16 protein-coding genes are annotated in these 18449 nt (G+C 53.9%); 8 read left to right on the forward strand and 8 right to left on the reverse strand.

The features are described from left to right. Positions 1-74 precede the first annotated feature (74 nt). From KO539_RS19400 to KO539_RS19425, 6 genes are all read right to left on the reverse strand, one after another. Positions 75-1070: a PHB depolymerase family esterase gene (locus KO539_RS19400; protein ID WP_219310987.1), complete on the reverse strand. Its 996-nt coding sequence runs from the start codon at positions 1068-1070 to the stop codon at positions 75-77. An 84-nt stretch (positions 1071-1154) separates the two neighbouring features. Then, positions 1155-3365, reverse strand: a complete 2211-nt coding sequence (locus KO539_RS19405) for a TonB-dependent receptor (protein WP_219310988.1) — start codon at positions 3363-3365, stop codon at positions 1155-1157. A gap of 148 nt (positions 3366-3513) precedes the next feature. Further along, a complete protein-coding gene (locus tag KO539_RS19410; protein WP_219310989.1) occupies positions 3514-4308 on the reverse strand; it encodes an alpha/beta fold hydrolase in 795 nt (264 codons plus the stop codon). A 116-nt stretch (positions 4309-4424) separates the two neighbouring features. Then, positions 4425-5063: a TetR/AcrR family transcriptional regulator gene (locus KO539_RS19415; RefSeq protein WP_219310990.1), complete on the reverse strand. Its 639-nt coding sequence runs from the start codon at positions 5061-5063 to the stop codon at positions 4425-4427. A gap of 84 nt (positions 5064-5147) precedes the next feature. Next, complete coding sequence (locus KO539_RS19420) at positions 5148-6113, reverse strand: bifunctional helix-turn-helix transcriptional regulator/GNAT family N-acetyltransferase (protein ID WP_219310991.1); 966 nt, start codon at positions 6111-6113, stop codon at positions 5148-5150. Between the two features lie 73 nt (positions 6114-6186). After that, complete coding sequence (locus tag KO539_RS19425) at positions 6187-6609, reverse strand: hypothetical protein (protein WP_219310992.1); 423 nt, start codon at positions 6607-6609, stop codon at positions 6187-6189. A gap of 134 nt (positions 6610-6743) precedes the next feature. Here KO539_RS19425 and KO539_RS19430 point away from each other — a divergent pair, with 134 nt between their 5' ends. Then, complete coding sequence (locus KO539_RS19430) at positions 6744-7028, forward strand: DUF1993 family protein (protein ID WP_219310993.1); 285 nt, start codon at positions 6744-6746, stop codon at positions 7026-7028. Here the strand turns inward: KO539_RS19430 and KO539_RS19435 are convergent. After that, on the reverse strand, positions 7025-7741 hold the full coding sequence (locus tag KO539_RS19435) for an SDR family oxidoreductase (RefSeq protein ID WP_219310994.1): 717 nt from the start codon (positions 7739-7741) through the stop codon (positions 7025-7027). The two genes, KO539_RS19430 and KO539_RS19435, sit on opposite strands and share 4 nt — an antisense overlap. Positions 7742-7893: 152 nt before the next feature. Between KO539_RS19435 and KO539_RS19440 the strand changes: the two genes are divergently transcribed. Beyond that, complete coding sequence (locus tag KO539_RS19440; protein ID WP_219310995.1) at positions 7894-9198, forward strand: MFS transporter; 1305 nt, start codon at positions 7894-7896, stop codon at positions 9196-9198. 53 nt (positions 9199-9251) lie between these two features. Here the strand turns inward: KO539_RS19440 and KO539_RS19445 are convergent, their stop codons facing one another. Beyond that, entirely contained in the window at positions 9252-9668 is a 417-nt protein-coding gene (locus KO539_RS19445; RefSeq protein WP_035825251.1) for an SMI1/KNR4 family protein, read from the reverse strand. Between the two features lie 386 nt (positions 9669-10054). Between KO539_RS19445 and KO539_RS19450 the strand changes: the two genes are divergently transcribed. The 6 genes from KO539_RS19450 (at position 10055) to KO539_RS19475 (ending at position 18108) form a co-directional block, all read left to right on the forward strand. After that, on the forward strand, positions 10055-11635 hold the full coding sequence (locus KO539_RS19450; RefSeq protein WP_219310997.1) for an isocitrate lyase: 1581 nt from the start codon (positions 10055-10057) through the stop codon (positions 11633-11635). A gap of 726 nt (positions 11636-12361) precedes the next feature. After that, positions 12362-13162, forward strand: a complete 801-nt coding sequence (locus KO539_RS19455) for a Dam family site-specific DNA-(adenine-N6)-methyltransferase (protein WP_219310999.1) — start codon at positions 12362-12364, stop codon at positions 13160-13162. Then, on the forward strand, positions 13163-14410 hold the full coding sequence (locus KO539_RS19460; RefSeq protein WP_219311001.1) for a metallophosphoesterase: 1248 nt from the start codon (positions 13163-13165) through the stop codon (positions 14408-14410). Beyond that, the gene (locus tag KO539_RS19465; RefSeq protein ID WP_219311003.1) at positions 14407-16326 is read left to right on the forward strand and encodes a hypothetical protein; all 1920 of its coding nucleotides are present in this window, start codon (positions 14407-14409) and stop codon (positions 16324-16326) included. Before KO539_RS19460 ends, KO539_RS19465 begins: the two co-directional genes overlap by 4 nt. After that, positions 16326-17276: a hypothetical protein gene (locus KO539_RS19470; protein WP_219311006.1), complete on the forward strand. Its 951-nt coding sequence runs from the start codon at positions 16326-16328 to the stop codon at positions 17274-17276. Before KO539_RS19465 ends, KO539_RS19470 begins: the two co-directional genes overlap by 1 nt. A gap of 40 nt (positions 17277-17316) precedes the next feature. Beyond that, the gene (locus KO539_RS19475) at positions 17317-18108 is read left to right on the forward strand and encodes a DUF5677 domain-containing protein (RefSeq protein ID WP_219311008.1); all 792 of its coding nucleotides are present in this window, start codon (positions 17317-17319) and stop codon (positions 18106-18108) included. Positions 18109-18449: the final 341 nt, after the last annotated feature.

An 18449-nucleotide genomic window follows, 5' to 3' on the forward strand; every position in this document is an offset into this window, starting at 1 on the left:
TTGCCGTCTGGCCAGCAGGGCGGTCTTGAACAGCACAATAGGTGCTTTGTCCAAGCTGCTAGTTCCTCAAAACATCAGCGCTGGTAATTCTTGAAGAAATTCCAGCTGATCACGGTGGCGTCCGGGCCCAGCTCATCGCTGAATGGCCAGCCGGGAGGGCCACCGCTCCACGCGTGGTTCATGCCTTCGACCGTGTACTTTTGCGCGATGACGGCGCCGTTGTGCAGGTAGGTATCGATGGAGTAACTGCGGCCGTACGGCACCGTCTGGCGCACGATGCTGTCGGCACGGTAGCGCACGCTGTCATTGTCGAGGCCATCGTCGCCATAGTCGTTGGTCTGCAGGAATTGCTCGATGGTTTGCTCGCCGTTGACGGGGTTGACGACGATGTCGGACGTGCCGTGGAACACCATCGTCGGCATCAGCCGGCGCGGCGAGCCGGAGCAGCGCCAGGCATCCTTGCCGCGCACTTTCGGATCGAACGAGCTGCCGTTGAACAGCGAATCGGCGGCCGTGACCAGGCCGGTGGCGCCCTTGTACATGCCGCCCGAATGCACCATCACGGCGGCGAACACATCGGAGTAGCAGGCGGCCATGATGGAGGCCATGGCGCCGCCGGCCGAGATGCCCGTCACGTACACGCGGCTATCCTGCACCGCATACTTGTTCTTGACCTTGTTCAAGATACCCATCAGTACGGCCGGCTCGCCCGTGCCCCGCTCCTGGTTCAGCGGCAACATGAAATTCCAGCAGCGCATGGGATTGGCCGTGGCGTTCTGGCGCGGATAGACGACGATGAAGTTTTCGCTGTCGGCCAGCTGGTTGTAGCGGCTGACGGCAGCCATGCTGTTGGGTTCGGAACCGCAGCCGTGCAGCATCAGCACGACGGGCAGCGGCGTGTTCGGATTGTAATTGCTCGGTAGCCAGACCTGGTATTCACGCGATCCCCACAGGCTCGCGTACAGGCCGAAGTCCCACTGTCCAGCAAAGGCCGGCAGCGCGGCCAGCAAGCCGCAGGCGGCGATGATTGCAGATAAGAAGTGACGCAGTTGCTGATGCAGATGTGCCATGCCAGTCTCCTGATTGTTATTAAGGACGAAAACAGCGACAACAAACCAGCCTGGCGCTAACCAGGCTGGCACTTCAACAACCTTTTAGAACTTGTAGCCGGCCTTGGCGATGATCTGGCGCGGCGGGCCGTAGAAACCGTCGAGGATGAACACGGCCGGAATGTTGTAGCCATCCGTGCGGTAGCGTTTATTGCCCAGGTTGCTGCCATGCAGACTGAAGGTCCAGTTCTTCGGCGCTTCCCACACGAGGCCAGCCGTCCAGATGCTGTAGCCGCCCTGCGCCAGGGTTTCGCTCAAGTCTGTGGTCGGGTAGACCTTGCTGCGGTAGCCATAACCGACCATGCTGCGCAAGGCGCCGCCGAACACGTCGCGGTCCGTGCGTGTCAGGTTCAAGCCCACTTGCCGGGCTGGTGTATTGCTGAACTTTTGCGTGTCCGCAATGTTCTTACCGCCGCTCATGAACTCGTCATAATGGGCATTGAGCAAGGCGAGGAAGCCGTTGACTTCCCACTGGCGGTTGGGCCGCCACGAAAATTCGAACTCGGCCCCTTTCACCGTTGCCTTGCCCGCGTTCGTGAAGTCGCCATAGAAGCCCGGCACGCCGCCCGGCTGCACGTAGCTGGTGAACACCGACAACTGGATATCCTTGTAGCGGTTGTAGAACAGGGCCACGTTGGCATCAAACGTGTCGTCCGGCGCCGCGTACTTCATGCCCACTTCCAGCGCGTCAAGTTTTTCATCCTTGTACGGCCGCGCCGAGTCTGGCACCACCAGGTTGTTGGCGCGCACGTTGTAGCCGCCCGACTTGAAACCGCGCGACAGATTGCTGTAGAAATTCGTCGTCTTCGACGCTTCATAGCGCACGGACAGTTTCGGCGAGGTGTTGCTGACCGACAAGGACTTGTCGAAGTCGGCCGCCGTCTGGATGGGCCGCGTAAAGCCCACGTCGGCAAAAGCGCGGTTGAGCACGATGGCGCGCTTTTCCTCGCGCGTGTGGCGCAAGCCCGCATTGATGCTCCACACCTTGCCCAGCGGCCAGGTCCAGTCCGTGTACAGCGCCGTGCTGTCCGTCTCCACCGTACTGACGGCGGCCGTGAACTGGCGCCCCAGGAAGTTGTTGTAGATGCCGCCGCCGGCCGTGCCTTCGAAGCGGTACAGGCCGATCACGCCGGCGCCGTAGTCACCGCTGTATGACGCCTGCAATTCCAGGCTTTTCTGCTCGTCGCGCGAGTCGCCGAACACGTCGGCGATGGGCTGCGGCAAGCCGTCGAAGTCGATGGTTTGCTCGGACGTGCTGCGCCGCTTGGCACCGATCACTTTCACGGACCAGTCGTTCGACAAGGTGTAGTTGGCCACCAGCGAGCCGCCCCGGTTGTGCGTGAAGTTGTTGCCCGGCATGCCGCTCTGGATGTCATACGCATCCGTGCTGGCCGGCCGCTTGAGCGGGTCGAAGGCGCTCACGCCCATGCGCTGGAAGCCGCGCACGCCGGACTTGTCATCCGTGGCGTCCAGGCTCAGCACGACGGTCAAGGGGATGTCTTGCGGAAAGTAGCCGACGGACAAGCGCGCAGCCGTGCTGTCCTGGTCGCTGACCTGTTCGCCATTAAAGGTGTTGCGGCCGAAACCGTCGCGATCCAGCTTGGCGGCGGCCAGGCGCGCGCGCCAGGTGCCGCTCTCGTTGGCCAGGTTGAAGGCCGCCTTGAAGTTACGCTGGTTATAGTTACCGATGCCCACTTCCGCCGACGCGCCGTTTTCCTTCGCCAAGGGGCGCGAAATGTATTTGATGGCGCCGCCGATGGTGTTCTTGCCGTACAGGGTGCCTTGCGGACCGCGCAGCACTTCGATGCGTTGCACGTCAAATACGTCGAGCAGCGCGCCTTGCGGCCTGGCCATGTAGACATCGTCAAAATAAATGCCCACGCCCGGATCCACGCCCCAGACAGGGTCAGCCTGGCCCAAGCCGCGAATGAAGGCCGTCAATGTCGTATTCGTGCCGCGCGAGGCGTACACGGTCAGGTTCGGCACGCGCTCCTGCAAGTCGGCCAGGTTCTGGATATTCGCCCGTTCCAGGGCTTTGGCGGAAAACGCCGTGACGGCCAGCGGCACGTCCTGCAGGCGCTCGTCGCGGCGGCGGGCAGAGACCGTCACGGTTTCCATGCGTTCTTTCGCCTCGCTGGCTTCCTGGGCAGTGGCGGCGTTGGCAGCAGCGGGGCTGGCTTCCTGCGCCTGGGCCTGGGTGGCAAACGCGCCGGCAACGGCGAGGGCGGCGGGCATCAATTTCAAAGCAAGTTTCATAGCGTCTCCAATGTCAGGCTTGCTGACCGCCAGGGAAGACGACCGGTTTACAGATTCGCAAGACGTCACGGTACCGGCGCGCGCAATGCGAGCACCTGCCCTGCGATGACTGTTTCCCGGCCCCCGGCCCGTGCGGCGAGTGGCCTGTTTATTTTGAATTTATGGTAAGGAAGGACTGCAACAAGGTATTCACACGCTGCGCCTGGTCCAGGGGCGTGGCATGGCGCGAGTTCGCGATGATCTCGATCTCGCACTGCTGAAACTGTGCGGCAAAAGCCCGCTTGCTGGCGACGGGCGTGTAATCCTGGTCGGCCGCCATGATGAGGACGGGCATGGCCAGGGCCTGGAAGTGAATATCGATATCCCAGTGGAAAATGGCGTCCAGCGCAGCCAGGTAGGCGCGCTTGTCCATACCGGCCATCTGCGTGGCGAAGCGCTCGACGAGCGCCTGCTGTGCAGGATCGGGAAACAGTTTCTTGCCGATGATCTTGCCCATGGCTTTCAGGCCGAAGGTGGCGATCACCGTGCGCCGGAGCCAGTAGGCAAACAGCAGCGCGGCCGGCTTGCTACCCTGGAACGGCTGGGAATTGATCAGGCACAAGCTGGCCACCCTGCCCGGCGCGCGGTTGGCCATTTCCAGGCCCACCATGCCGCCCAGGGAAAAGCCGACGATGTGCGCGCGCGGCACGTCGAGCTGGTCCATCAAATTGAAGAGGTCATTGGCGAAGTCGCCGATCTGCCAGTCGCCGTTGGGCGCGGGACTGGCGCCATGGCCGCGCAGGTCGGGCACGATCAGGCGATAGCTGCTGCCGAGAGCGTCGATCTGCGGACGCCAGTCTTCGGCGCAGGAACCGAGGCCGTGCAACAAAAACACGGGCTCGCCCTGCTGCTTGCCGAGGTCGAGGTAATGCAATGGAACATCGGATGTCGTGTGACGCCGCATTCTGTCTCCTTGCTGTTGAACATGCTTTGTGTTCAGGTGCAGGAATATGTTTTCCTGCTGTTGGAAAACATAATACGGAATCCGAATTCCGATTTCAAGTTAAATCGCTAAATAGTTCAAGTCAGGTAATTTAAAGCAACACGCACCAGTTCATCCTCGAGCGCCGCGCCCGACAAAAAGGACAGCGAACCCGTCAGGGTGTGCTGGTTCAGGATGCCCAGCAGCACGGGCGGCACCACCATCATCGCCTGCGTGGGATTCGGGTGACGGATGCTGGACGACTTGCTGGCCAGCACGGCCACCGTGCGTTGCGAGATCAGATGATTGATCTGGTGCACCCTGTCGCGAAATTGCGCATCCTGCGACGCGCGCGTGATCAGGGCGCGCAACACGCCGCTGCGCCCGCCATTCACGGCCACGAACATCGCTACCATGGCGCGGATGAAGTCTTCCAGGCTGCGAGTTTCCCACTGGCGCAGCTCCGTCAGGGTCTCGACCTTTTCCACCATGTCGGAAAAAAAGCGCTGCAGCAGCAAGCGGCTCAGGGTGTCCTTGTCGCCCAACAAACGGTAAAACGTGCCCACCGAGGTTTGCGCCAGCCGGGCCAGGTCAGCCACGCCGATTTCATCGAAACGGTTTTCCGCCAGCAACTGTTCACCGACCAGCAGCAGGCGCTCGAACGCTTGCTTGCTGCGCGCCTGGGTGGGTTCCGGGGGAACGATCATCTGCGGGAAGGGCATCGGAAAGGAAGGCATGCGGCGTCGGCGTCTCGAATAGTGGAACCTGAGTTCCGTTATGGGGTGCGCGTATTGTAACGCGGGAGACGGCCGATGGGGTGTTCAACTACGCGGCCTGCCCTGCCACTCCATGTAGACGTCGGCGCGCTGATAATGCGCGTCGCCGGCCGGCCGCGCCACGTGGGCAAAGCCGCTGCTTTCATACAGGCGGATGGCGGGCGCCAGCTTGCTGTTCGACTCCAGGAACAGCAGTTGCGCGCCGCTGGCCTCGAATGCATCGAAGGCCCGTTCGATCAGCCTGCGCGCGATGCCCAGGCCCTGGCATTCGGGTGTGACGGCCATCTTCGACAACTCGATACTGGCGTCATCGGCGCGGATCAGCGCGCAAGTGCCAACGATCTTGCCATCGAGGCGCGCGAGGAAAATCTGCCCGCCAGCGTGGAGGATCGAGCTTTGCGGATCGGACAGCACCTTGTCGTCCAGTTCCTCGACATAGAAATAGCGTTCCAGCCAGGCGATATTCAAACGCTTGAAGTCGGGCGCATAGGGCGCCGCGTAATCAATGATCTCCACGGCGGCCTGCTCGCGCTGGCGTCGGCAGGCGGCGATGGTCTCGCCGAAACCTTGCGCCTGCAAGCGCGCTTCGGCCCGGTCCAGGCTGGCCATCAGCTGCGGCGTACCGTGTTCGAACACCGTATCGACGGCCGCGCGCACGTCATCCCACAGGGGCGCCATGTCGCGCAGCAAGGCTTGCCCCGCGTCGGACAGCGCCAGCAGGCGGCGGCGCTCATCCTTGGCGTCCGGCATCTCCGCCACCATACCTGCATCGAGCAGTTTGCGTCCCAGCTGCACCACCACCGGATGCGTCTGCCCGATCTGCGCGGCCAGGGCCGTGATCGCCGTGGGACCGTTGTCGCGCAGCAGCAGTAACAAGGGGAAACAACGTGACGTCAGCTCGACGCCGGCGGCCACATAGCTGGTATCGACGCCGGCATACAGTTGATCGGAAAGACGGCGCAGGCGGCTGGCCAGCATCAGGGAGCCGTAGGTTTGCAAGTTGGAGGACATGAGATCGGGATATATGTAAGTAGTTACGTATACCATAACGCAAACCCGATTTCCAGGTCAAGCACCAGCTTGCTTAGTCTTCCGCCAGCGCCTCCTGCAACCTGGCCTGAAACACGGCCTCGACCATCTCCCCCAATCCCGGCCACATCTGCGTCAGCCAGCGCTTACCCTCCTCGCTTGGCGCCACATACGGCACGTCGCGCGTGGCGCAGGCCAGGCCGATTGCGATGACTTGCCCTGCATCCTCCAGGCCGCCCGCGATAATGGCGTCGATGGGGAAAGCGATCAGCTCGGCAGTCAGATGCGGACGCAGCAGACAGGCGGGCGCGATGATGGCGAACGATGCTTCCACGTAACTCCAGCAATTGGTGGGCCAGTGGGCGCTTTTCACATTGTCCAGGAAGACAGCATCACTGAGCGTTTCCGGGTGGGCTTGCGCTTGCGCATAGAAGGCGGCCAGGGCGACGAGTTGGGGCGGGGAAGTCCAGGTGCGCATCAATCTTGATCCAGGGAGCGCCGCAATGGGCTTGCGGCAATGGCGGACTGTAGCATGTTCAAGCGGCACGCTGAAACCCGGCTGGCACGGGCATCATGCCAGTATTGCTCTCGCCCCTTTACTTGAGGAAGTCCATGTCGGTCTACGCCATCACCATCCCCTGCTTTGCACAGATGCTGCGCTCCCTGACGACGCTGTTAGCCAAAGGTGAAGAACGCGCCCAGGCGCTGGGCTTCGATGCGCAAAACCTGCTCGTATCACGGCTGGCGCCCGACATGCACACCCTGGCGCGGCAGGTGGAATTCACGTGCACCCAGGCGCAGGAAGCCGTGTGCCGGCTGACGCGGCAAGCGCTGCCCCGGCTCGCCACGCCCGCCAACATGCGACAAGCCGGGGCGCTGTTTCGGCGTAAAGCCTAAAAGCGCTCGTCGCGCAGCGCCGGCATCACCAGTTCGCGCACGAACGAGGCATTCGACAGGCTCAGCAGCATACGCACGACGGCGACGACGTCATGCACGGGAATCAGCTCGCCCTCGCCCCGCGCGGCGGCGTCCGCCAGCGGCACGGACAAGCTATCGTAGGTATTCAAATAGCCCAGTTGCAGCGCCGTCACGGCCAGCCCCTGTGCGCGGAATCCTTCGCGCAAGGCGTCGGCGATGCCGTTCAAGGCGAATTTCGACGCGCTGAACGTCACTTCCGGACGGCCGCTCTGGCGCAGGCCGGACGTCGACCCCGTGAGTATCAGCTGCGGCTTGCCGCTGGCCAGCAATCTCGGCACCAGGCGCTTGAGCAGCAATATCGTCGCCGTGATGTTGGTATTGACCATGTCGACGATGGCGTCGTCCGCATCGTCGAGGAAAGCGTACTCGTCGCTGAAGGCCTTTTCTTCCCACACGCCCAGGTTGTAGATCACCGCGTCCAATGCTGCCGGTGCCTCGCGCGCGATGCGTTCAACGGCCTCGGCGGGTGCCGCCAGGTCCGCCGCTATCCATTGCAGCTGCGCGCCCTGGCCGGCAGGCAAGTCGGCAGGTCGCTGGCGCGATACGCCGATGACGGCATGGCCGTCAGCGAGCAAACCGTCGACCAGCGCGCGTCCCAGGCCCCGGCTGGCGCCCACGATCATGATGTGCATTGTGTGTCCTTTCCAATGAAGTCAACGCTGATGATAGCGGCGTTGTATTAAGCACAGCTGAGGCTGCTGCCCATATCCCCCGCATTTACTCACGCGGCGGAAATGCGTATGCTAGGTCTGGCAATCTCCGATAACACACAAGAACGAGACACATGCCTACTTCCGACACCGCCGCAATCAACGCCGCAAGCCGTCCCCTCACCAAACAAGACTACAAGACCCTGTCGCTGGCCGCCCTCGGCGGCGCGCTGGAATTCTACGACTTCATCATCTTCGTCTTCTTTGCCAACGCCATCGGCCAGTTGTTCTTCCCTCCGGAAATGCCGGAATGGCTGCGCTTGCTGCAAACCTTCGGCATCTTCGCCGCCGGCTACGTGGTGCGACCGCTGGGCGGCATCGTCATGGCCCACTTCGGCGACTTGCTCGGCCGCAAGCGCATGTTCACGCTCTCCATACTGATGATGGCCGTGCCGACCTTGCTGATCGGCCTGCTGCCCACCTACGCCACCATCGGCCTGGCGGCCCCCCTGCTACTGCTCTTGATGCGCATCTTCCAGGGCGCGGCCGTGGGCGGCGAGGTGCCGGGCGCCTGGGTGTTTGTCTCCGAACACGTGCCGAGCCGCTTCACGGGCTTTGCCTGCGGCGTGCTGACGGCCGGCCTCACGGTCGGCATCCTGCTCGGTTCGCTGGTGGCGACGGGCTTGAACACCGTCTACACGCCGGCAGAAATCACCGAGGGCGCCTGGCGCTATCCGTTCCTGCTGGGCGGTATCTTCGGCTTTGGCGCCATGTACTTGCGCCGCTGGCTGCATGAAACCCCGGTGTTTGCGGAAATGCAACAGCGCAAGGCGCTGGCCACGGAAATGCCGTTGAAATCCGTGCTGCGCAGCCACCGCGGCGCCGTCGTCGTATCGATGCTGCTGACGTGGATGCTGTCGGCCGGCATCGTCGTCGTCATTTTGATGACACCTGCCCTGCTGCAAAAGATCCACCACATCGCGCCGCGCACCACCCTGGTCGCCAATACCGTGGCGACACTCTGCCTGGCCTTCGGCTGCATCATCGCCGGCATGCTGGCCGACCGCCTGGGCGGCAAGCGCGTGATCTTCGTCGGTTCCGTGCTGCTGGCCATTTCCACATATATCTTCTATACCACCGTCGGCAGCCGCCCCGACCTGCTGCTGCCCCTGTACGCGATGACGGGCCTGTTCGTCGGCGTCGTCGGCGCCGTGCCCTACGTGCTGGTGCAAGCGTTTCCGGCGCAGGTGCGCTTCTCGGGACTGTCGTTTTCCTACAACTTGTCGTACGCGATTTTCGGTGGCCTGACGCCCGTGGTCGTGACCCTGATGCTGAAGAACAACGTGCTGGGTCCCGCCTATTACGTGATCGGCGTGTGCGTGGTGGGCATGCTGACGGCGCTGTTCATCAAGGATCAGCGGCAGACCGTGGGACGCTAGATCCGCGCAGCGCACGGGCTTGCCTCGTGCGCTGCGGCAACTGCCCCGGTAAGCTATCTAGAAAATAGCAACAGGAAGTCTTCAAAGGAGTTTGCAATCTTTCGCCAGTAGTCATCGTCCCACAAGATGACAGAGGGCGCGCTGCGGCCCCCTCTGTAGTCGAAACAGAATGGACTCCCGTCACCGGCCATGCCGAAACAGATGATTTCTGTAAAATCAATAATGTCCGGCATGGCTCCCGGCTCAGCACTGACACTTCCAGGCTCCCCATAGCAGCCATCACCTACGAAACACACGCCAAGCTTCGCTGTCTGGGCACTCAATTCGACGACATCCGTATAGATGTGAGCCAATTCCGCCTGCAAGACGTTACCGAAAGAATCGAGCTCTTCCTTCAGTCTCAAATTGCAAAATCCTTCCGCCTCCCGATATATTGCTGCAAAAGCAACATACTCGACGGGCAGATCCATACCGTTCATCTGCATTGCTGACTTTACCTTTCACAAAAAGGAACATAATATTAAAACAAAATTGCTTCTGCGCCACCTTCGGGTGGTTTTTTTCGTCCCGATTTGTCGCGCTGCACCAAATTCTGAAAAGACGTTTCACATCGCGGAATTTCAGGCGCCGGACTCAGCAATTACTTCTCTCACTTTTTGAAAATTCATTTCATATCATGAAAAATATAAATTAAGTCGTTGTAAAACAAAGACTTAATTTAAGTTATATGTCTTATATAAGACTTGAACATCGTCGCCAATCGGCCTACTATTTAGTCATGCAGTTTGCTTCGACAAGACGTTGTGGCGCACTCGGCGATTTTCTCAAACATTGCTTTTCTTTTTAGGAGATTCACATGTCCCAATATCAAGACGACATCAAAGCTGTTGCCGGTTTGAAAGACCAACAAGGCAGCGCCTGGAACGCCATCAATCCCGAGTCCGCCGCCCGCATGCGCGCCCAGAACAAGTTCAAGACCGGCCTGGACATCGCCCGCTACACGGCGAAGATCATGCGCAACGACATGGCCGCCTACGATGCGGACCCATCCAAGTACACCCAGTCGCTGGGCTGCTGGCATGGTTTCATCGGTCAACAGAAGATGATCTCGATCAAGAAGCACTTCAACAGCACCGACCGCCGCTACCTCTACCTGTCCGGCTGGATGGTCGCCGCCCTGCGCTCCGAATTCGGCCCGCTGCCAGACCAGTCCATGCATGAAAAAACCGCCGTCACCAGCCTGATCCGCGAGCTGTACACATTCCTGCGCCAGGCCGATGCACGCGAACTGGGCGGCCTGTTCCGCCAGCTGGACGCTGCCCAAGGTGATGCCAAGCAAGCCATCCAGGCCAAGATCGACGGCCACGTCACCCACGTCGTGCCCATCATCGCCGACATCGACGCCGGTTTCGGCAATGCCGAAGCCACCTATTTGCTGGCGAAACAGTTCATCGAAGCGGGCGCCTGCTGCATCCAGATCGAAAACCAGGTGTCCGACGAGAAACAATGCGGCCACCAGGACGGTAAAGTCACGGTGCCACATGAAGACTTCCTGGCCAAGATCCGCGCCATCCGCTACGCCTTCTTGGAACTGGGCGTGGACGACGGCATCATCGTTGCCCGCACCGACTCGCTGGGCGCCGGCCTGACCAAGCAGATCGCCGTCACCAATGAACCAGGCGACCTGGGCGACCAATACAATGCCTTCCTCGACTGCGAAGAAGTGTCGGCCGACGCGCTGGGCAATGGCGACGTCATCCTCAAGCGCGAAGGCAAGCTGCTGCGTCCAAAACGCCTGCCGAGCAACCTGTTCCAGTTCCGCGCCGGTTCCGGCGAAGAACGTTGCGTGCTCGACTGCATCACCTCGCTGCAAAACGGCGCCGACCTGCTGTGGATCGAAACGGAAAAACCGCATATCGCGCAAATCGGCGGCATGGTCAGCGAAATCCGCAAGGTCATCCCGAACGCCAAGCTGGTGTACAACAACAGCCCATCGTTCAACTGGACCCTGAACTTCCGCCAGCAAATTTTCGATGGCATGAAAGCGGCAGGCAAGGACGTGTCCGCCTACGACCGCGCCCAGCTGATGAGCGTGGAATATGACCAGACGGAACTGGCGATCGCCGCCGACGAGAAAATCCGCACCTTCCAGGCCGACTCGGCCCGCGAAGCCGGCATCTTCCACCACCTGATCACCCTGCCGACCTACCACACGGCAGCCTTGTCGACCGACAACCTGGCCAAGGAATACTTCGGCGACCAGGGCATGCTGGGCTACGTGGCCGGCGTGCAGCGCAAGGAAATCCGCCAGGGCATCGCCTGCGTGAAACATCAAAACATGTCCGGCTCGGACATCGGCGACGATCACAAGGATTACTTCAGCGGCGAAGCGGCGCTGAAGGCGGCTGGCAAAGACAACACCATGAACCAGTTCTGAGCTTTTGGCTTGGCTGTAGAGTGAGAAAGCCCGCTTCGGCGGGCTTTTTTGCGTCTGAACGTTGCGAGAGGGGGACTCAAATCCTCGGTCCAGACCCGCATATACCCATAGAGTATGGCAATTTTAAATTTAAACATAACCCAAAACATACCCTTACTGGGCAATACACATTAGTCGCTTGGAAAGCTTCTGCTCTACCATTGAGCTACCCGCACAAAGCCAGCATTTTTTGCGGGTTTCACCGCTGCTGGTAACGTTGCCGGGAGCCCTCTATGATAGAAAATACAATGATTGAGTTCACCGAGGTGTCATAGCTGTCATGCAGACAAGGAGCGATTTCATCTACCCACTCAGACAAGGCGCTCAACTCATCGAACTCAAGAGAGCCTCAAGTACCCGTTTTTTTGAAAACTGGCGTCATATAAATCAATGACTTACACACTTGAGATCGGGAAAAAGAGCAGTTTTCGAAGTATCCTTGAGACCATGTTCCTTAAGCAGCCGACTTATGCAACCGCTAACCGTCTGTACATCAGCATAGGAACCCCTTCACTACAGCAACGGTCTCCTCCCAAATACCTATACAGCCGCTATTCTGGGCCCATTTCTGGCTTCTGACACGGTCAAATCACATATACTATGCATATATGAAGACCCCAACAAACCCACCTCAATACCTGCCACGCATCATGCAAATGATGACCGGTCGAGTATCTTGCAAAATACATGACTGACATTTGCCGTCCCCTCCTTCGCTGGGCAGGTAGCAAGCGACGCCTTCTACCAGTTCTGCGGGCCAGCGCACCAAAAGAGTTCGAACGCTACATTGAGCCGTTCTGCGGTTCAATTTGCTTGTTCGTCGATCTGAAACCTAAAAAAGCTGTCCTTAGCGACAACAATCCTGAGCTTATCCATTTTTACAGAACTTTACGCCATCGCCCGGCACACATAGGTAAATTAGCGGCAGCAATGCCCCTAACAGAATCTTTTTATTATGAACTACGGGCATTAAATCCGGTTACTCTTTCGTCGAACGACAGAGCTGCGCGTTTCCTCTATCTAAATCGTTTCTGCTTTAATGGTGTTTACCGTACAAACAAGCAAGGACAGTTTAACGTACCACGCGGAAAACATATGGGTGCTCTTCCTTCAGTCGAAGAAATAACAAATTTCGGTCGATTCATTCGTTCAGCCGAGTTCCACGCGGCAGACTTTGAAGAACTCTTAGATATCGCCACTACAGGCGATTTTGTTTACCTTGACCCCCCTTATGCTGGCGCATCTCGTGATCGCGGTGAATATGGCATAAATGCATTTAAAGAAATTGACATCGTTAGACTAACAGATGCTTGCAATCGCGCCTCCAAGCGTGGGGCTAAAGTGCTTCTATCCTACGCTGATCTCCCAATCATGCGAGAATTGCTCCCAAATTGGGGTGTACGCGAATTAGACGTGCTAAGGAGTGTTAGTGGATTTTCACGAGGTAGAGGCATGGTGCAGGAAATACTAATTTCAAATTTTAATTAAATGATGACCCAAAAATTGAAGATGAGTGGCTCGCGTATGCGTATCGCTGTAATTACAGATCTTCATTACGTGCTAGATACAACGACAGATCCGTCGAGCTATCGGCCGCAAATGGCTAATGGGCAGAAATTTGATCCTATAGAAAAACTTGGAAATTTTCTAACGTCTAACGCTATTAAAGCGAATGTACTGCTTTGTCCTGGAGACATTACTAACCAAGCAGCACATCCCGCATTTATTAAAGGCTGGGAGAACTTAAAAACCCTTCGAGACAAGCTGTGTGCAGTAGAATTAATTGCAGTAACAGGCAATCATGAAGTCGATTCGAGGGCTTCAGAATCAATGAAGACAGTAGGCTTAGTCGAAGAAACTGTTGATCCAATCGGGCTACTGCAGTCAATCGAAGATTATCCTGCTTCGTTTTTGAAAAATCCAGATCAGCGGTGGATATATTGGGGTAGAGGTTACGAGATTATTGAAGATGACGATGCTGTAATTGTACTAATCAATTCATGTCATTTTCACATTACCATGCAACCAAACGAATATGAGCGCGGGAAGATTAGTCAAGTAGTGCTTGACTCATTTAAAAAGAGAGTTACAGAACTGGCAAGCTCAAAGAAATTCCGAATCGTCTTAATGCATCATCATCCAATAAGTCAGCATGACACGGAAGGTTCTGGGCAGATAGATATGTACAACGGCTCAAAATTAATGGAAATTTTGAATGAATCATATAACGATTGGTTAATTATTCATGGACACAAACATGATCCACGTCTAATACGCGCTCAGGGAGCGGCTACTCCACCTATCGTTTTTTCTGCAGGATCATTCGGAGCAGCCCTAAGTGGAGCACTTGCCACGAAGACAAAGAATCAATTCTATATTCTTGAATTAGAATCCATCCAAAATGTATCCGGAACCCTTGAAATGCGAGGCAGAATAGAGGCATATTATTGGACATCTACAGAATGGCGACCAGCAATAGAAGATGAGCATGGGCTTCCAAATGGATGCGGATTCGCCAACAATGTCAATATCGATGAAATTGCTACCGATGTAAGAGATCACCTTCAAACTATTCCAGGTAGTTTTATGAAATGGACAGAAATTTGTGAAGTCTTGCCCGCGTTAAACTATCTTATGCCCTTTGAAATTAAGAAGCTAAGGTATCTTTTAGGCCGCCTTAAAGTTAATCTTGGCGGGGATAGCCGTCTATCATTTCCTACCGAGTTATCATTATGAGTTCAAATCCCTTATCTTACCTTGACTCGTTTAATGCACGGCAGCTCTCTGCCTTAGACGTTGCTCGCGATTTCGTTGCCCCTTCTCAGTTTTATCAATTATTGGGATTGAATCATTGTGTTCTAATTGGTCCTCGAGGAAGCGGTAAAACTACTTTACTCAAGATGCTACAACCGGATTCAAGCTTTGCATATTCATCAGGCGCCCACGGAGCAACGGCTCAAAATATAGCTTTCGTAGGAATATTTGTGCCGGCGGATGTCCGTTGGGCAAAACAGTTAGCCGCTCACGTCGATGGAATTGATTGCGAAGAAACAAAGAAAAGGTTGTACGAAGTCGCGTTCGGCACATCAATTTTCTTGGCTCTTCTTGATACAATCGATAAATGCATAGAGATATCTAAGAATTCAAACAGTAACGATCACGAAAAATTCAAATTCATCTTAGAGCGTCCAAATGAAGTAACGCTTGCGCTACGGCTTGCTGAGTTATGGTCGACTCCAATTAGCATTCCATCTTTATCTGAACTTAAGCATAAACTTAGAATGCGCCAAACACGATTCCCGACTTGGGCCTCCCAGCTACGGAACGGCGTCTCGCTACACGAATTATCAATGGATGACCCATACTTGGCTTTAGGTTGGCTCGATGGAATAGTGACTGCAATTGAGACAATTAACGAGTTTATAGAGAAACAGAATCAGCGATGGGCCTTGCTACTCGATGAATTGGAAATTATTCCACCTAGTCTGCTTCAATCCATCGTTTCCTGCCTACGCTCGACGTCGTCTCAACTAATATTTAAATTAGCACTTAGCCCCTCCGCATCTGGTATATTTTCTCGAATTCAGGAAGATGAACCAACCCAAGGAAATGACTTTAAAATTCTGAATCTTTGGTACAACGAGCGAAATGATCTCAGAAACTTTGCAACCCGATTGCTTTGCCAAGCTCTTAAACATCGTGGCTTTGAAATTAGCGAAGCTAATCTCTCCACTAAGCTTGGAAAATCTAGCATTTACGAAGAAGACAATGGTGAGGAAAGTCTTGAGTATCCAGATTCAAAATTGACCGAAGGTAATTTATCAAAAGACAAACGCCAAACATTATTCTCAGAATTGGCAAAGAAAGATGATTCCTTTATGGAATTCTTGCAACGCTCAAAAATTGACCTAGCTAACCTTGATCTATCCGATAGAAAAAAACAGGGTCCGTTAATTCGAAAAATTATGCCCCTGGTTCAGTTTAGAAATCGAGCAGTTAAAAGTTGGAAAAAAGAGAAATCTGTATTGCGGTCGGGGAAAATTGCGCATGAGCCATATTTTGGTTTTCCAAACATATTAGATATTACAGAAGGAAATCCTCGCTGGATTCTTAACTTGGCAGATTTATTAGATGGCGAACATATAAAGAAATCACTTCCGATATTTTCGCAAAGTGTTCAAGCTGCAGCAATTACAGCGATGCACAAACGTTTCGCAGCAATGTTAAAAATATATCCTATTCACGCCAGCAAAAAGGATGAAATAGCCACCCTGTATGAATTTTTGGAAACGCTTGCAGGCTCGATAAGACAAAAACTTTATTTTGATGCCTTCTCTCCGGATCCTGCGCAATCATTTGAAATTGATCCTGCGGGAGCTCGGGAATATGGAATTTTCCTTGAGACAGCGATACATCTTGGTGCTTTAGTGATTATGAACCCCGAATCACCAAAACGATTGTTAGACTCTCCTGAAAGTATCGGGTTAATTGGATCACGAGTGCGCTTATGCTATCGCTTAGCTCCAGAATTTTTCCTTCCCTTGCGCTCCACCGGTCAAACGAGAATATCTTCTGCAATGAACAAGAATGATGCCAATCAAAAAGTGCAGGCTGAGGAAAAAATGGAACCTAGTCAGCGAGGACTCTTTTAATGAAAATTATCAATTTTATTGACAAATTACCGACCACGAACCAAGATTTTGACATTATTATATGTACGCTAAGTCCGGAATCTCGTGCGATCAATATCGCCCACAAGTACAAAATTTCAAGTTCGAAGAAATTAGCAATAATTTGTGATTCAAGGAAAGAACTAGCGTATACCGAAAATGACGATTTTTTTGAATTGAATGGATTTGAAAAAATCCACCCTCATGATTTCTTTGAATCCATAAAGAATTTCACTAGTTCGCACCCCCTTAATACTATCCGGATTGCTCTGGATATATCGTGTATGCCGCGACAATTTATGGCTGAAGTAGTTTTGCATATACTTAATTTGCAAGATTTTGTGAAATTTGAAATAACTTTTTGCTATTCACTGGCAAATTTTACGCCCCCCTTAACAGCGGTTGTACCCAACGAAGCTATTGAACCAGTTCACTCGTCTTTTTCAGGATGGCCGTCAAAACAATCGTTACCAACGAGCTTAATTACCGGCCTTGGATATGAACCTGAAAAGGCCGAGGGAGCATCTGAATATCTTGACCCATCAGAACAGTGGGGATTTATCCCAATTTCCCCCGTCGAGGAATTCTTACCGGAACTAGAAAAAAACAATAGCAGTCTAATTATGCGATTATCTGGTGAAAATCGTGTAATAAAATACGAAATTGATCAACCATCAAGAACTTTTGGTCAACTTGAAATAGTAATATCTGATCTTTTAACACGTTCAAATCCAATTTTATTACCATTTGGACCAAAGATATTCTTTGTACTTTGCCTTATACAAAGTTTCCGACATCCTGAAATTGGTGTCTGGCATGTAACCGGAGAAACACACGAAGCACCAGTAGATCGATGCGCATCAGGTGTCGAGATTGGATTCCAAGTCACATTCGCCAAAAAAAACCTTTCCATTGAAGAAAATATCTACTAAACATAAAACCATCGTATAACTAAGAATAAGGAATAAAAAAATGAAAATAGTTGGCGATGGTTTTTTGTCTTCCCGTGGCGTTGCGGATGCAAAGCACATAAATAGGAAAATTTCCTCGATTATAAAATTAGTTCAAGAGACGATTAGACTTTGTGATAGCAGCTTGGCGAAAAACGACATCACCAATCAAGAAAGTGATATTGAGAAACAAAAGGCCATTTCCTCTGTCATGCTGGCTAGATTATTAGAAATAAGTGAATCTATAGTTTTGCTTGCAAATGCTGGATTTAGTACAGAAGTTACTGCCGGATTAAGAAATTTTCTTGAAGCATATTTTATTTTTGGAAATCTATGCTCGAATACGGAATTTGTGAAAGAATATTTCAAGACTGATTTAAAGATGCGCCAGAAGATAATTAATGCAGCTATGCAGAGCAAAAATGACATTTACGACATGGTGAAATCTTATGCAACAGAAGATGTACGCATTGCACTAAAGGCTGAAATTGAAGCATTGAATGCAAATGAAGCAAATTGTTACGAATATGCAAGACGAATTAAGTGCGTAGATACTTACAATGCTCTTTATCGTATAGCGAGCGCGGCAACTCATAGCACACCGCGGTCACTTGAAATTTACATTTCCGAGAATGAAGCAGGAGATATTACAGAAATTCGAAGAATGCCACAAATTGGAAATATTGCCGAAAGCATGATTACGCTAGGTCAATTTCTTTTAAATTCTTGCGATGGATACAATGAATTACTCGGGATTGATCTTTCACCCGAGACGAAGCGCCTTCGTACAGCTTTTGAAGGTATTTGTTCATAATTTGAATTATTCCAAGAAGAAAACTGTCCCTCATCAATTAATAAATTGCTTGGCTAGTGAGAACACAGTGAACAACTCGCTCCAGCATACAGATGCTCTTCCGCTACAGTTTCGAAAGAAACTCAACCACTGGCACGATCGCTACCGTCTTGCCAACCACAACAACGCAAACTTCACTTTCCGCAAATTTCCCGATGGCTTTTGCTTCTCTCCATTTGCCGATCCAAGCCTTAGCCACTCAGCTAAGATCTCCAACTATTCCACCAGACTCATTAACTTAGCCTGAGTAGTAATCACACCGACTAGAAACCGCTTGCGCTCTGTTTGCGCAGTAGCCTTGC

Origin of the sequence: Janthinobacterium sp. NKUCC06_STL, from assembly GCF_019345455.1 — a bacterium.
Lineage (GTDB): Bacteria > Pseudomonadota > Gammaproteobacteria > Burkholderiales > Burkholderiaceae_D > Janthinobacterium > Janthinobacterium rivuli.

Coding starts and splice junctions, on each gene's coding strand:
- KO539_RS19400 (WP_219310987.1), bottom strand. CDS start 1,070: ATGGCACATCTGCATCAGCAACTGCGTCACTTCTTATCTGCAATCATC.
- KO539_RS19405 (WP_219310988.1), bottom strand. CDS start 3,365: ATGAAACTTGCTTTGAAATTGATGCCCGCCGCCCTCGCCGTTGCCGGC.
- KO539_RS19410 (WP_219310989.1), bottom strand. CDS start 4,308: ATGCGGCGTCACACGACATCCGATGTTCCATTGCATTACCTCGACCTC.
- KO539_RS19415 (WP_219310990.1), bottom strand. CDS start 5,063: ATGCCTTCCTTTCCGATGCCCTTCCCGCAGATGATCGTTCCCCCGGAA.
- KO539_RS19420 (WP_219310991.1), bottom strand. CDS start 6,113: ATGTCCTCCAACTTGCAAACCTACGGCTCCCTGATGCTGGCCAGCCGC.
- KO539_RS19425 (WP_219310992.1), bottom strand. CDS start 6,609: ATGCGCACCTGGACTTCCCCGCCCCAACTCGTCGCCCTGGCCGCCTTC.
- KO539_RS19430 (WP_219310993.1), top strand. CDS start 6,744: ATGTCGGTCTACGCCATCACCATCCCCTGCTTTGCACAGATGCTGCGC.
- KO539_RS19435 (WP_219310994.1), bottom strand. CDS start 7,741: ATGCACATCATGATCGTGGGCGCCAGCCGGGGCCTGGGACGCGCGCTG.
- KO539_RS19440 (WP_219310995.1), top strand. CDS start 7,894: ATGCCTACTTCCGACACCGCCGCAATCAACGCCGCAAGCCGTCCCCTC.
- KO539_RS19445 (WP_035825251.1), bottom strand. CDS start 9,668: ATGGATCTGCCCGTCGAGTATGTTGCTTTTGCAGCAATATATCGGGAG.
- KO539_RS19450 (WP_219310997.1), top strand. CDS start 10,055: ATGTCCCAATATCAAGACGACATCAAAGCTGTTGCCGGTTTGAAAGAC.
- KO539_RS19455 (WP_219310999.1), top strand. CDS start 12,362: ATGACTGACATTTGCCGTCCCCTCCTTCGCTGGGCAGGTAGCAAGCGA.
- KO539_RS19460 (WP_219311001.1), top strand. CDS start 13,163: ATGATGACCCAAAAATTGAAGATGAGTGGCTCGCGTATGCGTATCGCT.
- KO539_RS19465 (WP_219311003.1), top strand. CDS start 14,407: ATGAGTTCAAATCCCTTATCTTACCTTGACTCGTTTAATGCACGGCAG.
- KO539_RS19470 (WP_219311006.1), top strand. CDS start 16,326: ATGAAAATTATCAATTTTATTGACAAATTACCGACCACGAACCAAGAT.
- KO539_RS19475 (WP_219311008.1), top strand. CDS start 17,317: ATGAAAATAGTTGGCGATGGTTTTTTGTCTTCCCGTGGCGTTGCGGAT.